A 25,364-nucleotide genomic window follows, 5' to 3' on the forward strand; every position below is an offset into this window, starting at 1 on the left:
AGAAAGGGTTTAAAATGGCTAAGGCTAAATTTGAGCGGACCAAACCGCACTGCAACATTGGTACGATTGGTCACGTTGACCATGGCAAGACGACGCTGACGGCTGCGATCACGAAAGTGCTTGCTGAGACTGGCGGCGCGGCGTTCATGGACTATGCGAACATCGACAAGGCACCGGAAGAGCGCGAGCGTGGCATCACGATCTCGACCGCCCACGTTGAGTATGAGACGCCTGCGCGTCACTATGCACACGTAGATTGCCCGGGCCACGCTGACTATGTGAAGAACATGATCACGGGTGCCGCCCAGATGGACGGCGCGATCCTCGTAGTGAACGCCGCTGACGGCCCGATGCCGCAGACCCGCGAGCACATCCTTCTTGCTCGTCAGGTTGGTGTACCGGCGCTTGTTGTTTACATGAACAAGGTCGACCAGGTTGACGACGAAGAGCTCCTGGAGCTCGTCGAGATGGAAATCCGTGAGCTTCTTTCGGTTTACGACTTCCCGGGCGACGACATTCCGGTTGTCAAGGGTTCGGCTCTGGCCGCTCTCGAAGGCCGTGACGACAATATCGGTAAAGACTCGATCAAGGCTCTGATGGACGCTGTTGACAGCTACATCCCGCAGCCCGAGCGCGCCATCGACGGTGCCTTCCTGATGCCGGTTGAGGACGTGTTCTCGATCTCGGGTCGTGGTACGGTTGTGACCGGTCGCGTCGAGCGTGGCATCGTGAAAGTCGGCGAAGAGATCGAAATCGTCGGTATCCGTGACACCCAGAAGTCGGTTGTGACCGGCGTCGAGATGTTCCGCAAGCTTCTGGACCAGGGCCAGGCTGGTGACAACATCGGTGCTCTCCTGCGTGGTATCGGCCGTGAAGACGTCGAGCGTGGCCAGGTTCTGGCTCACCCCGGCACGATCAAGCCGCACACCCAGTTCACGGCAGAGACCTATATCCTGTCGAAAGACGAAGGTGGCCGTCACACGCCGTTCTTCGCCAACTACCGTCCGCAGTTCTACTTCCGTACGACGGACGTGACCGGCACCATCGCTCTGCCCGAAGGCACCGAGATGGTCATGCCGGGTGACAACATCACCCTGACGGTCGAACTGATCGCGCCGATCGCCATGGACGAAGGCCTCCGCTTCGCTATCCGCGAAGGCGGCCGTACCGTCGGTGCAGGCGTTGTCGCGAAGATCCTGAAGTAAGTAAGGGTCGTCCCTAAACAAAAAAGCCAATGGTGGCATGTAATGGCGCCGGCCTGAAAACCGGCGCCCTCTTATAGGAAAGAAAAATGGACGCGCAAAACATTCGCATCCGCCTCAAAGCTTTCGATCACCGTGTCCTGGACCAGGCCACGGGTGAGATCGCTGCAACGGCGAAGCGCACCGGCGCCCTGGTACGTGGGCCGATCCCGCTGCCGACCAAGATCGAGAAGTTCACGGTTCTCCGTGGGCCGCACATCGATAAGAAGTCGCGCGAGCAGTTCGAAATGCGTACGCACAAGCGCCTTCTGGATATTGTTGACCCGACTCCGCAGACCGTGGACGCGCTGATGAAGCTCGACCTCGCGGCTGGCGTTGACGTCGAGATCAAGCTTCAGGGGTAAGCCACATGCGTACTGGTCTGATTGCCAAAAAACTGGGCATGACCCGTATCTTCGACGAAGCGGGCATGCATGTGCCGGTCACCGTCCTCCAGATCGAGAATCTGCAGGTCGTTGCCCAGCGCACCAATGAAAAAGACGGCTACACGGCACTCCAACTCGGTGTCGGTACCCGTAAAGTGAAAAACGTCTCGAAAGCCATGCGCGGTCACTTCGCGAAGGCCGAAGTTGACGCCAAGATGAAAGTTGCAGAATTCCGCGTGAGCGAAGACTGCCTCGTGGACGTCGGTGCCGAAATCACCGCCGAACACTTCATCAAGGGCCAGCTCGTCGATGTTGTCGGTACCTCGAAAGGTAAAGGCTTCGCCGGCGTTATGAAGCGTCACAACTTCGGTGGTCTGCGTGCGTCGCACGGCGTGTCGGTCTCGCACCGCTCGCATGGTTCGACTGGTCAGTGCCAGGACCCGGGTCGGGTCTTCAAAGGCAAGAAAATGGCCGGTCACCTCGGTGACGTCCGTACCACTGTGCAGAACCTGACGGTTGTTGAAGCCCGCGCTGAGGAAGGTCTCCTCCTCGTGAAGGGCGGCGTGCCGGGTGCGAAGGGTAACTGGGTGTTCATTTCGGACGCCGTTAAAGTTGCTCTGCCCGAGGGCGTGCCGACGCCGGCAGCAGTTCGTGTAGCTGCAGTGGCTGAAGCTGAAGTTCCGGCAAGCGAAGCTGTTGAAGCTCCTGCTGCCGAAAGCAATGAGGAATAAGGGTCATGAAGACGAATGTTCTGACTCTTGACGCCAAAAAAGCTGGCGACGTCGATCTGAACGACGCCATCTTCGGCGTAGACCCGCGTGCAGACATCCTGCACCGTGTCGTCACCTGGCAGCTCGCGAAGCGCCGTGCGGGGACCCATGCGGTTCTCTTCCGCTCGGAAATCTCGCGCACGACCAAGAAATTCGGCAAGCAAAAAGGCGGTGGCGGTGCTCGTCACGGCTCGCGCAAGTCGAACATCTGGGTGGGCGGTGCCCGCGCGTTTGGCCCGATCCCCCGCGATCATGGCTTCGACCTGCCGAAAAAGATCCGCAAGCTTGGCCTGAAGTGCGCTCTGAGCGCGAAACAGGCTGCTGGCAAACTCATCGTTGTCGACAGCGTTGAGATGACCGAAGGCAAAACCAAGGCTCTTGTCGAGAAACTCGGCAAACTGAACCTTGCTAACGCCCTCTTCATCGACGGTGCCGAGGTGAATGCCAACTTCAAGCTGGCTGTCTCGAACATCCCCAACATCGACGTGCTGCCGAGCCAGGGCGCGAACGTTTACGACATCCTTCGTCGTGACACGCTCGTCCTCACCAAAGCAGCTGTTGCTAACCTCGAGGAGCGTCTGAAATGAGCGATATCAATCATTACGACGTAATCGTCAGCCCGGTTATCACCGAGAAGGCGACCTTGGGCGCAGAGAACAACCAGGTGACCTTCAAGGTTGCCATCGACGCCACCAAGCCGCAGATCAAGGCGGCCGTAGAGGCGCTCTTTGGCAAGAAGGTCGAAAAGGTCAACACGCTTCGCCAGGAAGGCAAAGTGAAACGTTTCCGCGGTGTAACCGGCAAACGCGCCGAGTACAAAAAAGCGATCGTGACACTTGCTGCCGGCGAAAGCCTTGATGTGACGGCGGGGATCTAACGATGGCACTTAAATCATATCGTCCAGTGACCCCGTCCCAGCGCGGGCTCGTCCTCGTCAGCCGTGAAGGTCTGCACAAGGGCAAGCCGGTCAAGGCGCTGACCGAGGGTCTCACCAAGTCGGGTGGTCGCAACAACACCGGCCGCATCACCGCGTTCACCCGCGGCGGTGGCCACAAGCGTACCTACCGTATGATCGACTTCAAACGCACGAAGTGGGACATGACCGCTACCGTGGAACGGCTCGAATACGATCCGAACCGCACCGCGTTCATCGCACTCGTGAAGTATGAAGACGGTGAACTGTCCTACATCCTGGCGCCGCAGCGCCTGGCTCCGGGCGACGTTATCGTCGCCGGCGAGAAAGTGGACGTGAAGCCGGGCAACTGCATGCCGCTCATGAACATGCCGGTCGGCACCATCATCCACAATGTGGAGATGAAGCCGGGCAAGGGTGGCCAGATCGCTCGTTCCGCTGGCACCTATGCCCAGCTGATCGGTCGTGACCGCGGTTATGCCCAGATTCGCCTGTCGTCGGGTGAGGTTCGCCTCGTTCGCGGTGAGTGCGTCGCCACCATCGGCGCCGTATCGAACCCGGACAACCAGAACCAGACCTTGGCAAAAGCCGGTCGCAGCCGTTGGCTGGGCCGTCGTCCGAGCGTCCGTGGCGTTGCCATGAACCCGATCGATCACCCGCATGGTGGTGGTGAGGGTCGTACCTCGGGTGGTCGTCACCCTGTCACTCCGTGGGGCAAACCCACGAAGGGCAAGAAGACCCGCTCGAACAAGGCTTCGGACAAGTACATTCTCCGCTCGCGCCACGAGCGCAAAGCCAAGCGCTAAGGAGTCATCGATATGGCACGTTCTGTTTGGAAAGGTCCGTTCGTTGATCTTCACCTTATGAAAAAGGTGGAAGGCGCTCAGGCCGGCGGCAAAGGCGGGGTGATCAACACCTGGTCGCGTCGTTCTACCATTCTGCCGAACTTCGTTGGTCTGACGTTCAACGTCTACAACGGTCAGAAGTTCATTCCGGTCTATGTCACTGAAGACATGGTCGGTCACAAGCTGGGTGAATTCGCTCCGACGCGTACCTACTATGGTCACGCTGCGGACAAGAAAGCCAAGAGGAAGTAACCGTGGGTAAAGAAGCAGCAAAACGCCGTCTGGCGGATAACGAAGCTGTAGCTACCGCTACCATGCTTCGCGGCTCGCCCCAGAAACTGAATCTGGTGGCTGCCAGCATTCGCGGCATGAAAGTGGAAAAGGCTCTGGCGACGCTTACGTTCAGCCCGCGCCGTTCCGCGATCGACGTGAAGAAATGTCTGCAATCGGCTATCGCCAATGCAGAGAACAACCATAACCTGGATGTGGATAGCCTCGTGGTGGCGGAAGCCACTGTCGGTAAAGCCCTGGTCATGAAGCGCTTCCGCGCCCGTGCCCGTGGCCGCGTCGGCAAGATCATGAAGCCGTTCAGCCGTCTGCGCATTGTTGTGCGTGAAGTTGAGGAGCAAGCATAATGGGTCAGAAGGTAAGCCCCGTAGGTCTGCGCCTCGGCGTTAACCGCACCTGGGATTCGCGCTGGTTTGCAGATCGTGGCGAATATGCCGGTCTGCTGCACGAAGACCTGAAAATTCGCGCGTTCGTCTTCAAGGAACTGTCGCAAGCCGGCATTTCCAAAGTTGTCATCGAACGTCCGGCTAAAAAATGCCGCGTGACCATCTACTCGGCTCGTCCGGGTGTGATCATCGGCAAGAAGGGCGCCGACATCGAGAAGCTGCGTCAGAAGATCGCCAAGTTCACGGCATCTGACGTCAGCCTCAACATTGTCGAAGTCCGTAAGCCGGAAATCGATGCGAAGCTGATCGCCGACAACATCGCCCAGCAGCTGGAACGCCGTGTGGCTTTCCGTCGCGCCATGAAACGTTCGGTCCAGAGCGCTATGCGCCTTGGCGCCGGCGGTATCCGGATCAATTGCGGTGGTCGCCTTGGTGGCGCCGAGATTGCCCGGACCGAATGGTACCGCGAAGGCCGCGTGCCGTTGCATACCCTCCGTGCCGATATCGACTACGGCACCTCTGAAGCCAAGACTGCCTATGGCATCTCGGGCATCAAGGTTTGGGTGTTCAAAGGCGAGATCATGGAACACGACCCGATGGCGCATGAGCGCCGGGCTAACGAAGCCCAACAGTCGGGCGGTCCGTCGCGCCGCTAAGGCCGACGGGATCAGGAATAGGAAGCACACACCATGTTGCAACCGAAACGTACAAAGTTCCGTAAAGCCCATAAGGGCCGCATCCACGGCAATGCCAAGGGCGGAACTGCACTCAACTTCGGTGAATTCGGCCTCAAGGCAACTGCCCCCGGCCGCGTCACCGCCCGTCAAATCGAAGCCGCCCGCCGTGCTCTGACCCGTCACATGAAGCGTCAGGGCAAGGTCTGGATCCGTATCTTCCCGGACGTTCCGGTGTCGTCGAAGCCGACCGAAGTCCGTATGGGTAAAGGTAAGGGTTCGCCCGAATACTGGGCCTGCCGTGTGAAACCCGGCCGGGTCATGTTCGAGGTGGACGGTGTATCCGAAGAGATCGCGCGCGGCGGTTTCGAGCGTGCAGCTGCCAAGCTGCCGATCGGCACCCGCATCGTGTCTCGTATGCTGTAATCCGAACGGAGTGAATCGAAATGAAGGCAACTGATCTTCGGTCCAAGTCGCAAAGCGAGCTCCGTGAGGAGCTTGCCGGCCTGAAAAAAGAGCAGCTCAACCTGCGCTTCCAGGCTGCGGCCGGCCAACTTGAAAACACGGCTCGCGTCCGTGAAGTCCGTCGCGATATCGCGCGGATTCGCACGGTTCTCGGCCAGACTGAGGCGTAAGGAGAAACCCATGCCTAAGCGTATCCTGCAAGGGACCGTGGTCTCCAACAAAGGCGACAAAACTGTCGTCGTGAGCGTTGAACGTCGTTTCCGTCATCCTTTGCTTGACAAAATTGTTCGCCGCTCTAAGAAGTACCACGCTCATGATGAGGGCAACCTGGTTCAGGTTGGTGACGTCGTTCGCATCGAAGAATGCCGTCCGATCTCAAAATTGAAGTGCTGGAAAGTGATCGGCGGTGAGGCGTAAGCCTCACCGTCCACTTATTTTGCTGTAACGAAGAAGGGTTAACCCCATGATTCAAATGCAAACGAACCTCGATGTGGCCGATAACTCCGGGGCCAAGAGGGTGCAGTGCATTAAGGTCCTTGGTGGATCTAAACGCAAGACGGCCGGGGTAGGCGACATCATCGTCGTCTCCGTTAAAGAAGCGATCCCGCGGGGTCGTGTGAAGAAGGGTGACGTGCACCGCGCCGTCATCGTTCGCACTGCGAAAGAAGTGCGTCGCCCGGATGGCACCACCATCCGTTTCGACCGCAATGCCGCAGTGATCGTAGACAAAAAACACGAGCCGGTCGGCACCCGTATCTTCGGGCCGGTGGTTCGTGAGCTGCGTGCGAAGCAGCACATGAAGATCATCTCGCTTGCTCCGGAGGTGTTGTAATGGCCGCGAAACTTAAAACTGGCGACAAAGTCGTCGTCATGGCCGGCAAGGACAAGGGCAAGCGCGGCGAAATCACCAGCGTGAACCCGAAAGAGGGCCGTGCTGTTGTTCAGGGTGTCAACCTTGTGAAGCGTCACCAGCGTCCGACCCAGGTCGCAGCTGGCGGCATCATCACCAAGGAAGCGCCGATCGCTCTGTCGAACCTCATGATTGAGGATCCGAAGGACGGCGCCCCGACCCGTGTTGGTTTCAAAGTTCTCGAGGACGGCCGCAAGGTTCGCTTTGCGAAAAAGTCCGGGGAGATGATCGATGGCTAAGGCTATGCCGCGTCTTCGCAAACAGTATGAAGACACCGTCCGTGCTTCGCTCGTAGAGCAGTTCGGCTACAAAAACCCGATGCAGGTTCCGAAACTGGACAAGATCGTCATCAACGTAGGCGTTGGTGAAGCTGTTCAGGACAAGAAGAAGGTCGAGAAGGTCGCCGAGGAAATCGGTCTGATCGCCGGTCAGAAGCCTGTCATCACCAAAGCTCGCAAATCGATCGCAGGCTTCAAGCTTCGCGAAGAGATGCCGATTGGTGTGAAGGTCACTCTGCGTGCCGAGCGCATGTATGAGTTCCTCGATCGTCTCATCACCATCGCACTGCCCCGCGTTCGTGACTTCCAGGGCGTAAACCCGAAGTCGTTCGACGGCCGTGGCAACTATGCGATGGGCCTGAAGGAACAACTGGTGTTCCCCGAGATCTCGTACGACAAGGTCGACGACGTTCGCGGTATGGACATCATCATCTGCACCACGGCCGAGACCGATGACGAAGCGCGTGCGCTTCTCAAAGGTTTCCAAATGCCGTTCAAGGCATAACGGCCGTCAGGAGGTTTTTGATATGGCTAAGAAAAGCGCCATCAACAAGAACGCCCACCGGGCGAAACTTGTGGCGAAATACGCTGCCAAGCGCGCTGCGCTGAAGGCCCAGGTCTATGACAAGACCACGGGTGAAGACGAGCGTTGGCTGGCAGCGCTGAAACTCGCTGCTCTGCCGCGTAACGGCGCTCGTACCCGTCTTCGCAACCGTTGCGAAGTGACCGGTCGCCCGCGTGGTGTCTATCGTAAATTCAAGATGTCCCGTATCTCCCTGCGTGAGCTTGGCTCCGCTGGCAAGATCCCCGGCATCGTGAAGTCCAGCTGGTAAGGAGGGCTCAACATGTCGATGACTGATCCTATCGGCGATATGCTGACCCGTATCCGTAACGGTCTGCAAGCTCGCAAGAATGTCGTTAAGACGCCGGCTTCGAAAACTCGTGAGCGCATCCTCGATGTGCTGACGCGCGAAGGTTATATCCGTGGCTACAGCCGCACTGATCTCGACAATAACAAAGCCGAGATCGTGATCGAGCTGAAGTATTTCGAAGGCGAACCGGTGATCCGTACGATCAACCGCGTCTCGAAGCCCGGCCGCCGCGTGTACAGCTCGGTCGGCGATCTGCCGCGTGTTCACAATGGTCTTGGTATTTCGATCGTTTCCACGCCGAAAGGCGTGCTCTCCGACGCTGAAGCGCGTGAGCACAATGTGGGCGGCGAAGTACTCTGCACCGTGTTCTAAGTCGACAAGGAAGGGAAAGAACGATGTCCCGTATCGGTAAAAAGCCTGTGGAGATTCCGTCGGGCGTGACCGTTTCCTTGAACGGCACGGACCTCACGGTAAAGGGACCGAAGGGCGAGCTCGCGATGAGCTTCGTACCCGAGGTTACCGTTAAACACGAAGACAACTCGATCACCGTACTGCCGGTGAACGACACGAAACGCGCTCGCTCCATGTGGGGTATGCAGCGTACGATGGTTTCGAACCTGATGACCGGTGTGACCCAGGGTTACAGCCGCAAGCTCGAAATCAACGGCGTTGGTTACCGCGCTGCGATGAAAGGTGCGAACCTCGGTCTGCAACTCGGCTTCAGCCATGATGTCGAGTTCCCTGTACCCCAGGGTATCAAGATCGAGACGCCCGATCAGACCACGATCATCGTGTCGGGGATCGACAAGCAGCTGGTTGGTGAAACCGCTGCGAAGATCCGTGAATACCGGAAACCCGAGCCCTACAAAGGCAAGGGGATCAAGTATGAAGGTGAATATATCTTCCGCAAGGAAGGTAAGAAGAAATAATAGGTGGCATGAATGGCTTCTAAAGATAAACTCTTTGAAAAGCGCCGTCAGCGTAACCGGACACAACTTCGCAAGAAGAGTGCCGGGCGGCCGCGCCTTTCTGTCCACCGTACCAACCAGCATATCTATGCTCAGGTCATCGACGATGTGAAGGGTGCAACGCTTGCCGCTGCCTCGACCATCGAAGCGGATCTGCGCGCTGGTAGCACCTCGAACAAAGAGGCTGCCACCAAGGTTGGTCAACTGATTGCCGAGCGTGCCAAAGCTGCTGGCGTCTCCTCCGTCGTGTTCGACCGCGGCGCTTTCCTTTACCACGGCCGTATTCAGGCCCTGGCGGAAGCGGCGCGCGAAGGCGGCCTGGATTTCTAAGGCTCGATGAAGGAAGGAATGTCCAATGGCACGCCCTGAACGCAATCGCGAAGAAAGCGAACTGGTTGAAAAGCTGGTCCACATCAACCGTGTGGCCAAAGTGGTTAAAGGTGGCCGTCGTTTCGGCTTCGCAGCCCTCGTTGTCGTCGGTGACGGCCGTGGCCGCGTAGGCTTCGGCAACGGCAAGGCTCGCGAGGTTCCCGAAGCGATCCGCAAGGCTACCGAAGCCGCCAAGAAGAACATGATCCGTGTTCCGCTCCGGGATGCACGCACGCTCCACCACGACATTCATGGTCGTCACGGCGCGGGCAAAGTGCTCCTTCGTACCGCCGCAGCTGGTACCGGCATCATCGCCGGCGGCCCGATGCGCGCCGTGTTCGAAGCCCTCGGGGTGCAGGACGTTGTGACCAAGTCGCAAGGTTCGACGAACCCTTACAACATGGTGCGGGCTACGATCGATGCTCTCGGTCGTCAGAATTCGCCCCGTCAGATCGCTGCGAAGCGTGGCAAGAAAGTTGCCGAGATCGTAGCGCGTCGCGAGGGTGGCAAAGCCGGTACCGACGAAGCGCTCGCCGATGGCGAAGCTAACGCGGAGTAATGTTCGATGGCTGCTAAGAAAACCGTCAAGGTAACGCAGATCGCCAGCGCGATCCGTCGCACCGATGACCAGCTGGCCACCCTCAAGGGTCTCGGCCTCAACAAGATGCATCGTACGCGTGAGCTGGAAGATACCCCGGCTGTTCGCGGGATGATCAACAAGGTGCACCACCTGGTGCGCGTTGAAGACTAACCCGAACGCGTGGAGAGACAGAAATGAAACTCAATGAACTGCGCGATAACGACGGCGCCCGCACTTCGCGGTTTCGTGTCGGTCGCGGTATCGGTTCCGGCAAAGGTAAAACCTCCGGTTCCGGTGTGAAGGGTCAGAAATCGCGTTCCGGCGTGGCGATCAACGGTTTCGAGGGCGGTCAGATGCCCATCTACCGTCGTCTGCCGAAGCGTGGCTTCACCTCGCTGAACAAAGTGGTCTACGAAGTTGTCAACATCGGCCGTCTGCAGAAGGCGATCGATGCGGGCAAAGTCGATGCCAAGGCCCCGATTACTGCTGACGTGCTGGCTCAGGCCGGCGTCATCAGCCGCATCGGCAATGGCGTTCGTCTGCTCGCCAAGGGCGAACTGAAAGCCAAAGTCGAAATCACGGTCACCGGTGCTTCCAAAGCAGCCGTTGAAGCCGTGGAAAAAGCCGGCGGCAAGGTTACCGTTGCCTGATCTCAGGCAACGGTTTTTCTTCCCCAATCTCCTGGCCTGGAGTTCGTGATTTATGGCATCCGCTGCTGAACAACTGGCGGCCAATCTTAGCTTGTCCTCGTTCGGCAAGGCCGAAGAGCTGAAAAAGCGGATCTGGTTCGCTCTTGGTGCACTCATTGTGTACCGTCTCTGCACCTATGTACCCCTCCCGGGTATCGACGGCGAAGCGCTTGCGCGCATGTTCGCCAGTCTGTCGGGCGGGTTCCTCGATATGGTCAACACCTTCTCGGGCGGTGCAGTACAGCGGATGTCGATCATCACGCTCGGGATCATGCCGTATATTTCGGCATCGATCATCGTGCAGCTCCTGACCACGATGAGCCCGTCGCTTGCCGCCCTCAAAAAGGAAGGCGAGCAGGGCCGGAAGAAGATCAACCAATATACCCGTATGGGCACCGTAGCCCTGACGCTTGTTCAGGGCTACGCCGTGGCCACTGGCCTTGAAGGCCAGGCCGGTGTCGTTGTCGATCCGGGTTGGTTCTTCCGTATCACGACCGTGATCACGCTCCTTGGCGGCACCATGTTCCTCATGTGGCTCGGCGAGCAGATCACCCAGCGCGGTATCGGTAACGGTATTTCGCTCATCATTTTCGCCGGTATCATTGCCGAGCTGCCGGGCACGCTCGCCCAGGCGTTCGAGCTGAACCGTGCGGGCTCGATGTCCCTTGGCCTGCTGCTGGCGCTCCTTGTTGGTGCCGCCGCGCTCATCTGGTTCATCGTGCTTTGTGAACGCGCCCAGCGCCGCGTCATCATCCAGTATCCCAAACGCCAGCACGGCAACCGCGTGATCCAGGGCGATAAGTCGCACCTGCCGATCAAGCTGAACGTGTCGGGCGTTATCCCGCCGATCTTTGCAAGCTCGCTCCTGATCATGCCGCTGACTGTTGCCGGCTTCTATCAGTCGAGCGGCGCCGAGTGGCTGACCACCATGACCTCGCTTCTGGGGGTCGGTCGTCCGCTGCACGTTGCGCTCTATGTGCTGCTGATCGTCTTCTTCTGCTTCTTCTACACGACCGTTCAGTTCAATCCTGAAGACACGGCCGAGAACCTGAAGAAGCATGGTGGCTTCGTTCCGGGCATTCGCCCCGGCAAGCGCACCGCCGAGTATCTTGAATATGTGCTGACGCGCCTGACTGTGATTGGCTCCGCCTATCTGTCGCTCGTCTGCGTTATTCCTGAAATCCTGATGAGCCAGGCCGCCGTTCCCTTCTATCTGGGTGGCACGAGCCTTCTGATTGTTGTCAACGTGACCATGGATACTGTAAGCCAGATCCATAGCCATCTGATGGCGCAGCAATATGAGGGCCTTCTGAAGAAAGCCCGGCTCAAGGGAGGCCGCCGTTGATTATCATTCTTTTCGGTCCGCCGGGCGCGGGCAAGGGGACCCAGGCGCAGCGCATCGAAAAGGAACGCGGCCTCGTGCAGCTCTCCACCGGTGACATGCTGCGCGCCGCTGTGGGCGCTGGCACCGACATGGGCAAGCGCGCCAAGGAAAAGATGGACGCCGGCCAGCTCGTCTCCGACGATATCGTGATCGGCATCATCAGCGACCGCATCCGCGAAGACGACTGCAGGAACGGTTTCATCCTTGATGGCTTCCCGCGCACCGTTGCGCAGGCCGAGGCCCTGGATGTGATGCTGAAAGAGCAGGGGCTGAAGCTCGACCATGTTGTCGAGATGCGGGTTGACGACAAAGTCCTCGCCGACCGGATCGCCGGTCGCTATTCCTGCGCGAAATGCAATGAAGGTTACCACGACACCGCCAAGAAGCCGAAGGCCGAGGGCGTGTGCGATGTATGTGGCGGTACAGAGTTTACCCGCCGCAAGGACGACAATCGTGAGACGGTGGCCAAGCGCCTGGAGGCATACTATGCCGACACCGCGCCGGTCCTGCCTTACTACGAAAAATCGGGCATCCTTTCGGTGGTGGACGGCATGGCCGCCATCAGCGAAGTGGCCGCTCAGATCGACGCGGTTTTGGCCGCGTAAAAAACTGTCGGCAGGCGGTTGACGTTTGGGGGTTTCTACCTATAATCCCCGGCTTCAACACGTCTGGCGATTCGTAGCTAGAACGTGAACTGAATTAATGGAGAAAAGGTCGTGGCGCGTATTGCAGGCGTTAACATTCCGACCAACAAACGGGTCGAGATCGCACTGACCTACATTCACGGTATTGGTGATCATTTCGCCAAGGAAATCTGCACGAAGCTGAATTTCCCCCGTGAACGTCGGGTTGCTGAACTGACGGATGCTGAAGTGATTCAGATCCGCGAACTGATCGACGAAAACTACACCGTAGAAGGTGACCTTCGTCGTGAAGTTGCTATGAACATCAAACGGCTGATGGACCTGAAGACCTACCGTGGTCTCCGTCACCGTAACAAACTGCCGGTACGTGGTCAGCGTACCCATACGAACGCTCGCACCCGCAAGGGCAAAGCGGTCGCTATCGCCGGCAAGAAGAAATAATCACTGAAGTTTAAGGGTATCGCCGTTTAGGGCTCCCCGAATATAGGGCTTGATTGAGATGGCTAAAGAACCGAACCGCATTAAGCGCCGCGAACGTAAGAATATTACGAACGGCGTTGCGCACGTGAACGCATCGTTCAACAACACCATGATCACCATCAGCGACGTACAGGGTAATGCGATCTCCTGGTCGTCCGCTGGGATGATGGGTTTCAAAGGCTCCCGTAAGTCTACTCCGTACGCTGCCCAGATGGCTGCGGAAGACGCCGGCCGCAAGGCGCAGGAACACGGTGTGAAGTCGCTTGAAGTAGAAGTCAAAGGCCCCGGCGCTGGCCGCGAGTCCGCTCTGCGCGCGCTGCAGACCATTGGCTTCGTGATCACTTCGATCCGCGACGTTACGCCGATCCCGCACAACGGCTGCCGCCCGCCGAAGCGTCGCCGCGTCTAACGGCTGGCGTACGTTCTAGAGAGTATTGGCACGAATCCTTTGGCGCCATCCGGCGCCAATCACTCGCGAGGTCATATCGTGATCCAGAAAAACTGGCAGGAACTGATTAAACCCAACGGCTTGTCGATCGAATCGGGTGCAGACCCGCTTCGCAAGGCGAAGCTCGTTGTCGAACCGCTCGAGCGTGGCTACGGCATGACGCTCGGCAACGCACTGCGTCGTGTGCTGCTGTCGTCGCTGCAAGGCGGTGCGGTCACCAGCATCCAGATCGAAGGCGTACTCCACGAGTTCTCGTCGGTTCCGGGTGTGCGTGAAGACGTCACGGACATTGTGCTCAACATCAAGCAGATGCCTGTACGCGTCCTTTCGGACGGCGTGAAGCGCCTGCACCTTACCGCGTCGGGCCCGGGCGAAGTTCGCGCCGGCCAGATCAGCGAAGTTGCCGATGTCGAGATCCTCGACAAGGACCTCGTGATCTGTCACCTCGACGACGGTGCGACCCTCAACATGGAACTGGCAGTTTCGAGCGGCAAGGGCTATGTCCCGGCCGACCGTAACCGTCCGGAAGACGCGCCGATCGGTCTTATCCCGGTTGACGCGCTCTACAGCCCCGTGAAGAAGGTCAGCTACAAAGTCGAGAACACCCGCGAGGGCCAGATTCTCGACTATGACAAGCTTTCGATGGAAATCGAAACGGACGGCACGATCACCCCGGAAGATGCGCTGGCTTTCGCCGCTCGCATCCTGCAGGACCAGCTGCACGTCTTCATCAACTTCGATGAGCCGGAAGAAAGCGTTGCAACGGACGAAGATTCGGAACCCGAAATCAATCGTCAACTGCTGCGCAAGGTCGACGAACTGGAACTCAGCGTCCGTTCAGCAAACTGCCTGAAGAACGACAATATCGTCTATATCGGCGATCTCGTTCAGAAGACCGAAGCCGAAATGCTGCGTACCCCGAACTTCGGCCGCAAGTCGCTCAACGAAATCAAGGAAGTTCTCGCCTCGATGGGCCTCCGTCTCGGCATGGAACTCCCGGCTTGGCCGCCTGAGAATATCGAAGAGCTCGCCAAGAAACTCGAACAAGAGTACTGAAACCCTCCCCTCGTGCAGGGGACGCCTCCCGGTACTATGCCCTGGCTTGACCTGCCAGGGCGCAAGGCCGGAAAGGTTATAGAAGGAGACGCAACATGCGCCACAATATGTCCGGTCGGAAACTGAATCGTACCTCGAGCCACCGCAAGGCTCTCTTCATGAACCTGTCGCAGGCTCTCGTGAAGCACGAACAGATCATCACCACGCTGCCGAAAGCCAAGGATCTCGCGCCCATCGTCGAGAAACTCATCAGCCTCGGTAAAAAAGGTGGCCTTGCCAACCGTCGTCTGGCGATCGCTCGCCTGCAGGACGAAGCGCTCGTTTCGAAGCTGTTCGGCGAAATCGCTGACCGCTACAAAGAGCGTAACGGCGGCTACACCCGCGTTCTGAAAGCCGGTTTCCGTCATGGCGACAACGCCCCGATGGCTGTGATCGAGCTTGTTGACCGCAACGTGGAAGCCAAAGGCGCCGACGACCGCGCCCGCGCTGAAGCTGCTGCAATGGACGACACTGCAGAATAAGCTGCACTGCGGCATTGATATAAAGTTCAAAACGGCGCACCTTGCACAGGCTGCGCCGTTTTCCTTTTGTGGGGCGGCGTTTCATGTCCCTTGTAAAGTCAGTATTGGTCTCGAAGAATGATAGGTGCCTGGGTAATCGTTGTAACGGCGGGTGTGACATGCCTGATCATGGCAGCCGTCTTTGCCATCTTCCATCAGTCGGACCCGCACAAGAGCGATGCGTCGGCATTCTGGGGCTGGTCCTATCTGGTTGGCGCTATCGCCTGGTCGCTCAATGTGATGCGCGACGGCACCCATGGTTCTGTCTTCATCTGGCTGAACAACGCCACTTTCCTTGGCTGCGCCATCCTGCTTAGTTGTGGCATCCATGCCTTCTTCGGCAAACGACTACCTCAAAAGCTTTACATGGTTGCCGCTGCTTTCTGGCTGCCGCTTTACACCTATGGTCTGATCGAGGCTGATGCCTATCAAAGCTTCCTGTTGCGGTCACTTGCGACGGGCATGGTAGCGGGAATTGTGCTGGGGCACGCATCCATCATGGCTTTCCGCATGGCGCGGGCGCATGGCGATAGGGTGGAGTTTGCCACTGCGTGTTTTTACGGCACGCTTGCCGTCATGAGCATGGCTTTGATCCCGCCGGCGGTGATCGGTATTGGCAAAGACAACTATTTCAGTTCCATAAATTTCATCATCCTGTATGTGATCGAGCCGCCGCTGGTGGTGGGGATCGGCATGTGCTGCGCTCTGATGTTGATGCGCCGGGTGGTGAATGAACTGAGGAGCCTTGCCGACTGTGACCCGCTCACCGGCCTTCTCAACCGTCGCGGTTTCATGAGCCGCTTTGATGCCATTTTCGAGAATGCCGTTGCGCGGGGCGGTGATCTGGCGCTTGTCATCCTTGATATCGACCGCTTCAAGGAAGTGAACAACCGCTTCGGCCATACGGGCGGTGACCGCGTGCTTGTCGAATTTGCCGATATCCTGCGCGAGCACCTGAAGCCCGGCCAGATTTGCGGCCGGCAGGGTGGGGAAGAGTTTGCAATCCTACTGCCCGATTGCGGCAACGAGGATGTGCGCGAATTCGTGGAAGGCCTTCGTGCCGATCTCGCCAGCGGGCGTATCGTGATGGATGGCCGAACTGTGAAGCTGACCTTCACGACCGGGCACACGACTTACCTTGGCGAAACCACTGCGTTCGAAATGCTGCGGCGCGCCGATGGGCACCTCAACCGCACCCGGCTGGTGGATGAAGCGCGGCGCAGCACCGCCCAGTCGCGCTCGGCCAAGCTGATGGCCTGACTTTCCACGCACTGATCCCTTGAAGCGGCGCCGTCCAGTTGCCATAACATCCTTTGACTTCTTCAGGAACACGCACAAGGACGGATACATGATCGGAAAGATTGGCGCTGGCTTTCTGGCCGCAGGCCTCATGCTTGGGGGCACCCCGCTTGCCGCGCAAATGATGGACGACGCCGAGGCACCGGCACCCGCCGCAAACGCCGTCGATGCCATGCGTGCGGTTCCCCAATCCCAGATGGAAGTGCAGCTGTCCTACGCGCCGCTTGTGAAGACGGCGGCACCGGCTGTTGTGAACATCTATACGAAAACAATCGTGAAGGCGCAGCGGCCCGCGCTTCTGGACGATCCGCTGTTTCAGCGCTTCTTCGGCGACAAATTCTCGTTCGGCATGCCTCGCGATCGGGTGCGTGGTTCGCTCGGATCCGGCGTTATCGTGCGCTCGACAGGCGTGATCGTGACGAACAATCACGTGATCGAAGGCGCAGATGAAATTCAGGTCGTGCTCGCCGACCGCCGCGAATATCCGGCGAAAGTGGTACTTGCCGACCCCAAGACCGACCTCGCCATCCTGCAGATCGATACGAAGGGTGAAAACCTTCCCGTGCTGCCCATCGCGGATTCGGATGACGTGCAGGTGGGCGATATCGTGCTCGCTATCGGTAACCCGTTCGGGATCGGCCAGACGGTGACAAGCGGCATTGTATCGGCCAACGCGCGCACCCAGCAGGGCATCAGCGATTTCGGCTTCTTCATCCAGACAGACGCCGCCATCAACCCCGGCAACTCGGGCGGGGCGCTCATTGGCATGCACGGCGAGCTTCTGGGCATCAACTCGGCCATCTATAGCCGCACCGGCGCCTCGAACGGTATCGGCTTCGCCGTGCCCGCCAATATGGTGAAATCGGTGCTGAATGCTGCCCTCAATGAAGGCCAGCTTGCCCGGCCATGGCTTGGCATCAAGGGCCAGCCGGTAACTGCCGCGCTTGCCGAGACGCTGGGGCTGGCGCGTCCGGGCGGCGTGCTGGTCGATTCCGTCTTCCCCGGCGGTCCGGCCGCGAAGGGCGGTCTGGTGCCCGGTGATGTGATCATGGATGTGAATGGCCGCGAAGTGCTGGATGAAGCCGCGCTCAATTTCCGCATCGCGACGCTTGAGGACGGCGATACCGCCACGCTCACCGTGCGTCGTGGCGATACGGACGAGGCGCTTGAGGTCGGCCTTTCGCTGCCGCCTGAAGAACCGGCCCGCAATGTGACGCGGCTGGTGGGTGGTCATCCCTTCCTCGGGGTGACGGTCGGCAACCTGTCGCCGCGCTTCAATGAGGAGCTGGGTGTTGATCCGATGGCCAAAGGCGTGATCGTGCTGCAACTGGAGCCGCGCACGGCGGCGGCCCGCTTCCAGTTCCTTGCCCCCGGTGACCTGATCCTGTCTGTCAATGGCCGCGAGGTCAGCACGGTATCGGACATTGAACCCGCGCTTGAAGCCGTCGATGAAGCCTATCGCTATCAGGTGCAGCGGCAGGGCCGTGTGCAGGAATGCGAGATCGTGCCGAACCGCAGCTTCCGCTGCGCTGTTGTCGGCTGACGGAGGCATTTGATGGGGGACCTGTTCGGGACTGCGGAGGGTGCGGACGCTGCGGCTTCTGCCCACCGTCCACTTGCCGACAGGCTGCGCCCCACAAAGCTTGAGGACGTTGTCGGGCAAGGGCATCTGGTTGGCCCCGATGGCCCGCTCGGTCGGATGGTCGCCACAGGCCGCATCGGATCGGTTCTCCTGTGGGGGCCGCCGGGCACGGGCAAGACAACCATCGCACGGCTGCTGGCCGGCCACGGCGACATGGCGTTCGAGCAGATATCGGCGATCTTTTCCGGTGTCGCCGACCTCAAGAAAGCATTCGAGGCTGCCCGCATTCGCCGTGCCAACGGGCGCAGCACCTTGCTGTTCGTGGACGAAATCCACCGTTTCAATAGGTCGCAGCAGGATGGCTTCCTGCCCTATGTGGAAGACGGCACCGTCACCCTGATCGGGGCGACGACTGAAAACCCCTCGTTTGAAATCAACGGGGCGCTTCTATCAAGGATGCAGGTGCTGGTGCTGAACCGGCTGGATGACGCGTCTTTGGAAGCGCTTCTCGAGCGCGCCGAAGCCGATCTCGGCAAGCCCCTGCCGGTGGATGCTGACGCGCGTGCCTCCCTGAAGGCGATGGCGGACGGGGACGGGCGCTATCTTCTGAATTGCGTCGAGCGACTTTACGATCTGGCGGGTGACGAGGCTATCGACACCGCCGGTCTCGCGCGGCTTTTGCAGAAGCGGGCACCGGCTTACGACAAGGACCGCGAAGGCCATTACAATCTGATCTCGGCGCTTCACAAATCGCTTCGGGGATCGGACCCTGACGCCGCGCTTTACTGGCTTGCGCGCATGCTGACGGGCGGTGAGGACCCCCTTTATATCACCCGCCGTCTTGTACGTTTCGCGAGCGAGGATGTGGGCCTTGCCGACCCTGAAGCGATCCATCAGACGCTTGCCGCCAAAGACGCCTACGAGTTTCTGGGAAGCCCTGAGGGCGAGCTTGCCATCGCGCAGGCAACCCTTTATCTCGCGACCGCCCCCAAATCGAACGCTGCCTACAAGGCAACAAAGGCGGCCATGCGCTCGGCACGGGAAACCGGCAGCCTGATGCCGCCCGCCCATATCCTGAATGCGCCTACGAAGCTGATGAAGGATATGGGATACGGCAAGGATTACGCTTACGACCACGACACGGTGGCGGGCGTTTCCGGGCAGAATTATTTCCCCGACGATATGAACCGCGAAAGCTTCTACCAGCCGGTGGAGCGCGGTTTCGAGCGCGATATCCAGAAGCGCCTCGAATATTTCGCCCGAATCCGGGCCGAGCATGCAGCTAAGACCAAGGGATGAACGGCTTTGTTCGCTTCGTCGGGATCGACTGGTCCGGTGCGAAGGGCGCGCGGCTGAAAGGGCTGGCAGTGGCGGAGGCTGCAGCAGGGTTCGCAAGTCCCGTTCTTGCCAAGCCGGCAGGCGGCGGCAACTGGAGCCGCGAGGCGATTGCCGCCTTTATCAGTGAAGACCTGACCGCCCGTGAAGGCCGCAGCATTGTAGGGATCGATTCCGCCTTCTCGCTGCCCTTTGAAGACAAGGGGCTGTATCTGCCGGGTGCCGACCTGCCTGAAGCCGCCCTCGGCCTCTGGGCGGCGATTGAGGCAGCGTCACCCGACCCGCACTTTTATGGCGGTGGCTTTGTGGAAGCGCACCGGGATCACTATCACCGCGCTGGCGGCAAGGGGGTAGCTTACGAGCGTCGGCTTCGGGTGCCCGAGGTCCTTTCGATCAAGGCGGGCCATGGCCCCTGCGAAAGCGTGTTTCACCTGATCGGGCCAAGCCAGGTGGGGATGTCGGGCCTGTCGACCATTCGCATGCTGCACCGGCTGCGCGGCGTGCCGGGGATCGCCATCTGGCCGTTTGACGGGCCTGCCACCATCGCCGAAGCCAAGGTCGTGATTGTCGAGATTTACTGCGGGGCCTTCGCACGCATGGGCGGGCACAAGGGCAAGTTCCGCACGCGCGAGCATATCGATTCAGCGCTTCTCACGCTGAACAGTTATCCGCTCATGGGCGACCATCCGCCGATGGATGACAATGCGGCAGACGCCCTCGTCACCGCCGCAGGGCTCCGCCATATTGCCCATCAGCCGAAATACTGGAATCCGCCGGGGCTTTCGGATAGGGTGCGCGCCACCGAAGGCTGGATATTCGGCGTGATTTGAAGGGACAGGTATGCATTCAGTTCTGGCAATTGCAGCAGGTGGGGCGCTTGGCGCCGTTGCCCGGCATTATGTCGGCGGTCTTGTGATGCGCCTCACGGGTATGGGCTTTCCCTTCGGCACGATGACCGTGAATATCCTCGGCTCCTTCCTCATGGGGGTGCTCATTGAAATGATGGCGATCAAGCTGAACGCCAGCCCCGTGTTCCGTGCCTTCTTTGCCGTCGGTGTGCTTGGCGGCTTCACCACCTTTTCAACCTTTTCGCTTGAGACCGTGCTTCTGATCGAGCGCGGCGCCATGATGCAGGCGGCCCTTTATGTGGTCGGTTCGGTCATTCTGGGTATTGCGGCGCTCTTTGCCGGTCTCGCGTTTGTACGGGGGCTTGCTTGAACGCTGTCCAGAATATCGCCGTCGCCACTGAAGACGACGGCATCCGCATTGACCGCTGGTTCCAGCGGCATTTTCCCGATATCGGCTTCGGCGCGCTCAACAAGATGATGCGCAAGGGCGAAGTGCGCCTTGATGGCAAGCGGGTGAAGGGTAACGAACGCGTGGCCGCCGGCCAGACCGTCCGTGTGCCACCCTATCAGGCCGCTGTCGCTGATGAAAAGCCTGCCAAGCCGCAAGGCATCCGCCTGAGTGACGAGGATATCCGCGAGATCCAGTCGTGGGTCATCTACAAGGATGCCGATGTCATCGTGATCAACAAGCCCGCTGGCCTGCCAACACAAGGCGGCACCGGAGTGACGCGGCATCTGGATGGCATGCTGGATGCCCTGATGTTCGAGAAAGAAGCCCGGCCGAAGCTCGTACACCGGCTGGACAAAGATACCTCCGGTGCGCTGCTCCTCGCGCGGTCCACGTCGGTCGCGGCATCGCTCGCCGAGGCCTTCGCAAGCCGGGTGACGGACAAGCGCTACTGGGCGCTCGTCGTTGGCACGCCCAAACAATATCAGGGCCGTATCAAGCTGATGATGGACAAGGGGCCGGGCCGGGCAGGTGCTGGCGAACGCATGATTGTCACCCCGGACGGCAAACGGTCGGTCACCGATTATCAGGTGGTGGACAAGGCCGCCGGTCGTGCCGCTTGGCTGACGCTGAAGCCGCTCACGGGCCGGACGCACCAGCTGCGCCTGCACTGTTCTGAAATCGGTCATCCGATCGTGGGTGACGGCAAATACGGCGGCACCGAAGCCTACCTTTCGGGCGCCATTTCCCGGAAGCTGCATCTGCACAGCTATATGATCCGCTTCCCGCACCCCAAGGGCGGGATGGTGGAGGTGACAGCGCCGCTGCCGCCCCATATGGACGAAAGCTTCCGCATGCTGGGCTTCGACCCCGCATCCTATGAAGACCCCGAGTTTGAGGATTGATCCTGTGAGCGGTGCAAACCGGCTGGTGATTTTTGATTGCGACGGCACGCTGGCTGACGGCGAGCATCTGATTGCCGAAGCGATGACCATGATGTTCGACCGCGAAGGCCTTGCAGCCCCCACCCGCGCCGCCGTGCAGCGGGTGATCGGCCTGTCGCTGGCGGATGCCATGGCGGTGCTGGTGCCGGAAGCTGACGGGCAGGAGCACGAACGGCTGGCGCAGTCCTACAAGGATGCTTTCCTTGCGATGCGGGAAGCGCGCGGCAATCCGGTGGAGCCCTTGTATCCTGGCGTGATCGAGGCTTTGGAAGCTTTGAGCAACGCCAATTTCCTGCTGGCGGTTGCCACGGGCAAATCGATGCGCGGGCTGAAGCGTGTGCTGGCGGCCCACGATATCGGGCATCATTTCATCAGCCTGCAGACGGCCGACCATCATCCCTCGAAACCGCATCCCTCGATGATCCAGACAGCGATGGTGGACGCGGGCGCGGTGCCTGAAACCACATTGATGATCGGTGACACAAGCTACGACATGGCGATGGCGCGCTCTGCTGGCGCTTTTGGCATTGGCGTCACGTGGGGCTATCATGGCGCGGATGAGCTGACCGCCGCCGGGGCGCAACATCTGATCGATGATTTTTCGGCGCTTGCGCCGCTCGCACACCGCCTGACGGAGACGTTCCATGACCAACCCGCAGCCTGATATGAAGGATGATGCCCTGCGTCCGCGCGCCGGATTCCTCGTTTGCGCCGCTGTTGCAGCGGGCGGGGCGGTGGCCACCTACCTGAACGAAGACGTGATCATCGACAAAAGCGGCGACATGGCCTTTGTTGTGCTGCTGGCGATCTTTGTGCTGATCAGCCTGATGTTCGTCCTTTTCTTCCGCGTGCCGTCGATCGGCAACCGGCTGCTTGGCCAGTCAGCGGTGCTGGATGCCGGGCAAAGGGAAAAGAAGGGGGCGATGTCCACCTTTACCAGCCCTTTCAATGTGGAAACGGGCGTTCATGAGAAACGGCAGGCCACAGCGCGCAAGTCCGCCCGCGCCACCCGCAAGTCGGTGGCCGCCACGACCCGTGCCATGCATGCCGAGCGCAAGGCCAAGGGCCAGGATAAAGAGGGCGACGCATGAAGCGTTTCTATAAGGCCGTCACTGTTGAAGAAGGCGAGGGCGGCTTCACCGTCGCGCTGGATGGCCGCGTCGTGAAGACCCCGGCGAAGGCAACGCTTGTGATGCCGACCAGTGCACTCGCCGAGGCGGTTGCTGCCGAATGGGCGGCGCAGGAAGAAAAGGTGCAGCCTGATACGATGCCGCTCACCCGCCTTGCCAATACCGCGCTTGACCGTGTGGCGCTGCGGATGGACGAAGTGGCGGCAGAATTGGTTGCCTTCGGGGGATCGGACCTCCTGTGCTACCGCGCCGACGAGCCCGAAGAACTGGTGGCGCGGCAGGCTGCGGTCTGGACACCGTATCTGGACTGGGCGCGGGATACGCTCGGTGCGCCCTTGATGGTCACAAGCGGCATCATGCCGGTGCTGCAGCCCGAGGCGAGCCTTGTGGCCCTGCGGGCTGAAGTGGCGGCTCTAGATGCCCACCAGCTGACGGCGCTTCATGGCCTGACGAACGGTTTCGGGTCGCTTGTCCTTGCCCTTGCCCGTATCAAGGGCTTCGCGAGCGTCGACGCGCTGTGGAAAGCCGCGCGCCTTGATGAGACCTATCAGGAAGAACAATGGGGCGTGGACGAAGAGGCAGCGAGGTTCGTGGCCCTTAAAAAGGCGGATGTTGATGCCGCCGACCGGCTGCTTGCATGCCTTTGAGGTGAAGAATACCATTGCCACGCTTTGGGCTGGCGCCACTGGCGATAAGCCGATATGAATTTCATCGCTTGTTGAACATACTTTTCAGCAGATTGCGGATAAGCGCACGAGGGGAGTGAAGGGTCCATGAAGCATATTCTGGAGAAACTGGAAGCCAAGCGTCAGGAGGCCCGGCTCGGCGGCGGTGCTGCGCGGATCGAAGCGCAGCATGCACGTGGCAAGCTGACAGCGCGCGAACGCATCGATGTGCTTCTCGACCAAGGCAGCTTCGAAGAATATGACATGTTCGTCGAGCACCGCAGCACGGACTTCGGCATGGCCGAGCAGAAGTTTGCGGGCGACGGCGTGGTCACGGGTTCCGGCACCATCAATGGTCGGCTCGTGTTTGTCTTCAGCCAGGATTTCACCGTGTTCGGTGGTTCGCTTTCCGAAACCCATGCCCAGAAGATTTGCAAGGTCATGGATATGGCGATGAAGGTGGGGGCACCTGTGATCGGTCTTAACGATTCCGGCGGTGCGCGCATTCAGGAAGGTGTCGCAGCCCTTGGCGGCTATGCTGACGTGTTCCAGAAAAACGTTCTGGCATCGGGCGTGGTGCCGCAAATCTCGATGATCATGGGGCCGTGCGCAGGCGGGGCGGTTTATAGCCCGGCGATGACCGACTTTATCTTCATGGTGCGGGACACGAGCTATATGTTCGTCACCGGCCCCGATGTGGTGAAAACCGTGACGAACGAGATTGTCACACAGGAAGAACTGGGCGGGGCCTCGACCCACACGACGAAATCGTCGGTCGCCGACAAGGCGTTCGACAATGATGTCGAGGCGCTTGTGCAGCTGCGCCGCTTCTTCGATTTCCTGCCGCTCAACAACCGCGAAAAGCCGCCGGTGCGCCCGTCGTTTGATAACGCGCTTCGGATCGAAAAGTCACTCGACAACATCATCCCGTCGAACCCGAACAAGCCCTATGACATGCATGAGGTGATCGAGAAGATCGTCGACGAGGGCGACTTCTTCGAACTGCAGCCGAAGCATGCGGGCAATATCCTGATCGGCCTCGCGCGGATCGACGGTGAAACTGTCGGTATCGTTGCCAACCAGCCGATGGTGCTCGCTGGCTGCCTTGATATCGACAGCTCCAAGAAAGCCGCGCGTTTCGTGCGCTTCTGCGACTGTTTCAACATCCCGATCATCACGCTTGTTGATGTGCCCGGCTTCCTGCCCGGCACGGCGCAGGAATATGGCGGCATCATCAAGCACGGCGCCAAGCTCTTGTTCGCTTACGGTGAAGCAACGGTGCCGAAAATCACCGTCATCACCCGCAAGGCCTATGGCGGCGCCTATGATGTGATGGCATCGAAGCACCTGCGCGGTGACCTGAACTATGCGTGGCCGACCGCCGAGATCGCCGTGATGGGCGCCAAGGGTGCTGTGGAAATCCTGTACCGCAAGGACAAGGACGACCCGGCCAAAATCGCCGAGCACACCAAGAATTACGAGGACCTGTTCGCCAACCCGTTCGTGGCGGCACAGCGCGGTTTCATCGACGAGGTGATCATGCCGCATTCAACCCGCAAGCGGATCGCGATGGGGCTGAAGAAGCTGGCGAACAAGCAGCTCGAAAACCCGTGGAAGAAGCACGATAACATCCCGCTTTGAGGAGGGGCCGATGGCTTCGCCGCTGCCGAAGGACGTTGAACAGTCGATCATGGGCAATGCCCTGCGCGCTGAGGTGCGCTCGGTGGCCTTCATGGCGTTCATCCTTGGCATCGCGGTCGGCTTCGGCATCGGGGCTGCGGTCTTTGCCGACAGTGGCGCCCGCTACTATTTCGTCGCCGGGGCACTGGTCATCGGCCTCCTGTGGTTTCTCGCCGCCCGCGCCCGGCGCGGCAAACAGAATTGATTGAGGGTTAGGGGTTTCACGC

General features: G+C 59.7%; 39 protein-coding genes. All 39 read left to right on the forward strand.

Going from position 1 to position 25,364, the window contains the following annotated elements; genetic code table 11:
- The first annotated feature begins 14 nt into the window (after positions 1-14).
- Positions 15-1,205, forward strand: a complete 1,191-nt coding sequence (gene tuf / locus PH603_RS07650) for an elongation factor Tu (RefSeq protein WP_289505465.1) — start codon at positions 15-17, stop codon at positions 1,203-1,205.
- An 86-nt stretch (positions 1,206-1,291) separates the two neighbouring features.
- Positions 1,292-1,606 carry a 30S ribosomal protein S10 gene (gene rpsJ, locus PH603_RS07655; protein WP_289505486.1) on the forward strand — a complete coding sequence of 105 codons (315 nt, stop codon included), beginning with the start codon at positions 1,292-1,294 and terminating at the stop codon, positions 1,604-1,606.
- A gap of 5 nt (positions 1,607-1,611) precedes the next feature.
- The gene (rplC, locus tag PH603_RS07660) at positions 1,612-2,358 is read left to right on the forward strand and encodes a 50S ribosomal protein L3 (protein ID WP_353507375.1); all 747 of its coding nucleotides are present in this window, start codon (positions 1,612-1,614) and stop codon (positions 2,356-2,358) included.
- A 5-nt stretch (positions 2,359-2,363) separates the two neighbouring features.
- Positions 2,364-2,984 carry a 50S ribosomal protein L4 gene (gene rplD / locus PH603_RS07665; protein WP_289505488.1) on the forward strand — a complete coding sequence of 207 codons (621 nt, stop codon included), beginning with the start codon at positions 2,364-2,366 and terminating at the stop codon, positions 2,982-2,984.
- On the forward strand, positions 2,981-3,274 hold the full coding sequence (locus PH603_RS07670; RefSeq protein WP_289505489.1) for a 50S ribosomal protein L23: 294 nt from the start codon (positions 2,981-2,983) through the stop codon (positions 3,272-3,274). The genes rplD and PH603_RS07670 overlap by 4 nt, the downstream gene beginning before the upstream one ends.
- Positions 3,275-3,276: 2 nt before the next feature.
- Positions 3,277-4,116: a 50S ribosomal protein L2 gene (rplB, locus tag PH603_RS07675; RefSeq protein WP_289505492.1), complete on the forward strand. Its 840-nt coding sequence runs from the start codon at positions 3,277-3,279 to the stop codon at positions 4,114-4,116.
- Between the two features lie 12 nt (positions 4,117-4,128).
- On the forward strand, positions 4,129-4,407 hold the full coding sequence (rpsS, locus tag PH603_RS07680; RefSeq protein ID WP_289505494.1) for a 30S ribosomal protein S19: 279 nt from the start codon (positions 4,129-4,131) through the stop codon (positions 4,405-4,407).
- A gap of 62 nt (positions 4,408-4,469) precedes the next feature.
- Positions 4,470-4,790, forward strand: coding sequence for a 50S ribosomal protein L22 (gene rplV / locus PH603_RS07685; protein ID WP_373460242.1), 321 nt, complete (start codon positions 4,470-4,472; stop codon positions 4,788-4,790).
- Positions 4,790-5,485, forward strand: a complete 696-nt coding sequence (gene rpsC / locus PH603_RS07690) for a 30S ribosomal protein S3 (protein WP_289505496.1) — start codon at positions 4,790-4,792, stop codon at positions 5,483-5,485. The genes rplV and rpsC overlap by 1 nt, the downstream gene beginning before the upstream one ends.
- Positions 5,486-5,518: 33 nt before the next feature.
- Positions 5,519-5,929, forward strand: a complete 411-nt coding sequence (gene rplP / locus PH603_RS07695) for a 50S ribosomal protein L16 (protein WP_289505497.1) — start codon at positions 5,519-5,521, stop codon at positions 5,927-5,929.
- A gap of 20 nt (positions 5,930-5,949) precedes the next feature.
- Positions 5,950-6,138 (forward strand): 50S ribosomal protein L29, encoded by a 189-nt coding sequence (gene rpmC / locus PH603_RS07700; protein WP_289505498.1) that lies wholly within the window; start codon positions 5,950-5,952, stop codon positions 6,136-6,138.
- 10 nt (positions 6,139-6,148) lie between these two features.
- Positions 6,149-6,385, forward strand: a complete 237-nt coding sequence (gene rpsQ / locus PH603_RS07705) for a 30S ribosomal protein S17 (RefSeq protein ID WP_289505499.1) — start codon at positions 6,149-6,151, stop codon at positions 6,383-6,385.
- A 46-nt stretch (positions 6,386-6,431) separates the two neighbouring features.
- Positions 6,432-6,800, forward strand: coding sequence for a 50S ribosomal protein L14 (rplN, locus tag PH603_RS07710; RefSeq protein WP_289505500.1), 369 nt, complete (start codon positions 6,432-6,434; stop codon positions 6,798-6,800).
- The gene (gene rplX, locus PH603_RS07715; protein ID WP_289505501.1) at positions 6,800-7,117 is read left to right on the forward strand and encodes a 50S ribosomal protein L24; all 318 of its coding nucleotides are present in this window, start codon (positions 6,800-6,802) and stop codon (positions 7,115-7,117) included. Before rplN ends, rplX begins: the two co-directional genes overlap by 1 nt.
- Entirely contained in the window at positions 7,110-7,661 is a 552-nt protein-coding gene (gene rplE / locus PH603_RS07720) for a 50S ribosomal protein L5 (RefSeq protein ID WP_353507376.1), read from the forward strand. Before rplX ends, rplE begins: the two co-directional genes overlap by 8 nt.
- 22 nt (positions 7,662-7,683) lie before the next feature.
- Positions 7,684-7,989, forward strand: coding sequence for a 30S ribosomal protein S14 (rpsN, locus tag PH603_RS07725; RefSeq protein ID WP_289505502.1), 306 nt, complete (start codon positions 7,684-7,686; stop codon positions 7,987-7,989).
- 12 nt (positions 7,990-8,001) lie between these two features.
- Positions 8,002-8,400, forward strand: coding sequence for a 30S ribosomal protein S8 (gene rpsH / locus PH603_RS07730; protein ID WP_289505503.1), 399 nt, complete (start codon positions 8,002-8,004; stop codon positions 8,398-8,400).
- 23 nt (positions 8,401-8,423) lie between these two features.
- A complete protein-coding gene (rplF, locus tag PH603_RS07735) occupies positions 8,424-8,957 on the forward strand; it encodes a 50S ribosomal protein L6 (RefSeq protein ID WP_289505504.1) in 534 nt (177 codons plus the stop codon).
- Positions 8,958-8,969: 12 nt separating this feature from the next.
- On the forward strand, positions 8,970-9,326 hold the full coding sequence (rplR, locus tag PH603_RS07740) for a 50S ribosomal protein L18 (protein WP_289505505.1): 357 nt from the start codon (positions 8,970-8,972) through the stop codon (positions 9,324-9,326).
- Between the two features lie 25 nt (positions 9,327-9,351).
- Positions 9,352-9,924, forward strand: a complete 573-nt coding sequence (rpsE, locus tag PH603_RS07745) for a 30S ribosomal protein S5 (RefSeq protein ID WP_353507377.1) — start codon at positions 9,352-9,354, stop codon at positions 9,922-9,924.
- A gap of 6 nt (positions 9,925-9,930) precedes the next feature.
- Positions 9,931-10,116, forward strand: coding sequence for a 50S ribosomal protein L30 (gene rpmD, locus PH603_RS07750; RefSeq protein ID WP_289505506.1), 186 nt, complete (start codon positions 9,931-9,933; stop codon positions 10,114-10,116).
- Positions 10,117-10,139: 23 nt separating this feature from the next.
- Positions 10,140-10,595, forward strand: a complete 456-nt coding sequence (gene rplO / locus PH603_RS07755; protein WP_289505507.1) for a 50S ribosomal protein L15 — start codon at positions 10,140-10,142, stop codon at positions 10,593-10,595.
- A gap of 52 nt (positions 10,596-10,647) precedes the next feature.
- A complete protein-coding gene (gene secY, locus PH603_RS07760; RefSeq protein ID WP_289505508.1) occupies positions 10,648-11,979 on the forward strand; it encodes a preprotein translocase subunit SecY in 1,332 nt (443 codons plus the stop codon).
- Positions 11,976-12,623, forward strand: a complete 648-nt coding sequence (locus PH603_RS07765) for an adenylate kinase (protein ID WP_289505509.1) — start codon at positions 11,976-11,978, stop codon at positions 12,621-12,623. Before secY ends, PH603_RS07765 begins: the two co-directional genes overlap by 4 nt.
- Positions 12,624-12,734: 111 nt before the next feature.
- Positions 12,735-13,103: a 30S ribosomal protein S13 gene (gene rpsM / locus PH603_RS07770; RefSeq protein ID WP_289505510.1), complete on the forward strand. Its 369-nt coding sequence runs from the start codon at positions 12,735-12,737 to the stop codon at positions 13,101-13,103.
- Between the two features lie 58 nt (positions 13,104-13,161).
- Entirely contained in the window at positions 13,162-13,551 is a 390-nt protein-coding gene (gene rpsK / locus PH603_RS07775; protein WP_289505511.1) for a 30S ribosomal protein S11, read from the forward strand.
- A 78-nt stretch (positions 13,552-13,629) separates the two neighbouring features.
- Positions 13,630-14,646: a DNA-directed RNA polymerase subunit alpha gene (locus PH603_RS07780; RefSeq protein ID WP_353507378.1), complete on the forward strand. Its 1,017-nt coding sequence runs from the start codon at positions 13,630-13,632 to the stop codon at positions 14,644-14,646.
- Positions 14,647-14,741: 95 nt separating this feature from the next.
- Positions 14,742-15,167, forward strand: coding sequence for a 50S ribosomal protein L17 (gene rplQ, locus PH603_RS07785; protein ID WP_289505512.1), 426 nt, complete (start codon positions 14,742-14,744; stop codon positions 15,165-15,167).
- 117 nt (positions 15,168-15,284) lie between these two features.
- Complete coding sequence (locus PH603_RS07790; RefSeq protein WP_289505513.1) at positions 15,285-16,466, forward strand: GGDEF domain-containing protein; 1,182 nt, start codon at positions 15,285-15,287, stop codon at positions 16,464-16,466.
- Between the two features lie 88 nt (positions 16,467-16,554).
- Positions 16,555-18,048, forward strand: coding sequence for a DegQ family serine endoprotease (locus tag PH603_RS07795; protein WP_289505514.1), 1,494 nt, complete (start codon positions 16,555-16,557; stop codon positions 18,046-18,048).
- A 12-nt stretch (positions 18,049-18,060) separates the two neighbouring features.
- Complete coding sequence (locus PH603_RS07800) at positions 18,061-19,386, forward strand: replication-associated recombination protein A (RefSeq protein ID WP_289505515.1); 1,326 nt, start codon at positions 18,061-18,063, stop codon at positions 19,384-19,386.
- Entirely contained in the window at positions 19,383-20,252 is an 870-nt protein-coding gene (locus tag PH603_RS07805) for a hypothetical protein (protein WP_289505516.1), read from the forward strand. The genes PH603_RS07800 and PH603_RS07805 overlap by 4 nt, the downstream gene beginning before the upstream one ends.
- Positions 20,253-20,262: 10 nt before the next feature.
- Positions 20,263-20,640 (forward strand): fluoride efflux transporter CrcB, encoded by a 378-nt coding sequence (gene crcB / locus PH603_RS07810; RefSeq protein ID WP_289505517.1) that lies wholly within the window; start codon positions 20,263-20,265, stop codon positions 20,638-20,640.
- The gene (locus tag PH603_RS07815) at positions 20,637-21,623 is read left to right on the forward strand and encodes an RluA family pseudouridine synthase (protein WP_289505518.1); all 987 of its coding nucleotides are present in this window, start codon (positions 20,637-20,639) and stop codon (positions 21,621-21,623) included. Before crcB ends, PH603_RS07815 begins: the two co-directional genes overlap by 4 nt.
- Positions 21,598-22,326: an HAD-IA family hydrolase gene (locus PH603_RS07820; RefSeq protein WP_434783321.1), complete on the forward strand. Its 729-nt coding sequence runs from the start codon at positions 21,598-21,600 to the stop codon at positions 22,324-22,326. Before PH603_RS07815 ends, PH603_RS07820 begins: the two co-directional genes overlap by 26 nt.
- Positions 22,307-22,753 carry a hypothetical protein gene (locus PH603_RS07825; protein WP_289505520.1) on the forward strand — a complete coding sequence of 149 codons (447 nt, stop codon included), beginning with the start codon at positions 22,307-22,309 and terminating at the stop codon, positions 22,751-22,753. Before PH603_RS07820 ends, PH603_RS07825 begins: the two co-directional genes overlap by 20 nt.
- A complete protein-coding gene (locus PH603_RS07830; RefSeq protein ID WP_289505521.1) occupies positions 22,750-23,439 on the forward strand; it encodes an ATP12 family chaperone protein in 690 nt (229 codons plus the stop codon). The genes PH603_RS07825 and PH603_RS07830 overlap by 4 nt, the downstream gene beginning before the upstream one ends.
- A gap of 126 nt (positions 23,440-23,565) precedes the next feature.
- Positions 23,566-25,098, forward strand: a complete 1,533-nt coding sequence (locus PH603_RS07835) for an acyl-CoA carboxylase subunit beta (RefSeq protein WP_289505522.1) — start codon at positions 23,566-23,568, stop codon at positions 25,096-25,098.
- Positions 25,099-25,108: 10 nt separating this feature from the next.
- Positions 25,109-25,342, forward strand: coding sequence for a hypothetical protein (locus PH603_RS07840; RefSeq protein ID WP_289505523.1), 234 nt, complete (start codon positions 25,109-25,111; stop codon positions 25,340-25,342).
- Positions 25,343-25,364 lie beyond the last annotated feature (22 nt).

Source organism: Gimibacter soli, from assembly GCF_028463845.1.
Taxonomy (GTDB): domain Bacteria; phylum Pseudomonadota; class Alphaproteobacteria; order Sphingomonadales; family Kordiimonadaceae; genus Gimibacter; species Gimibacter soli.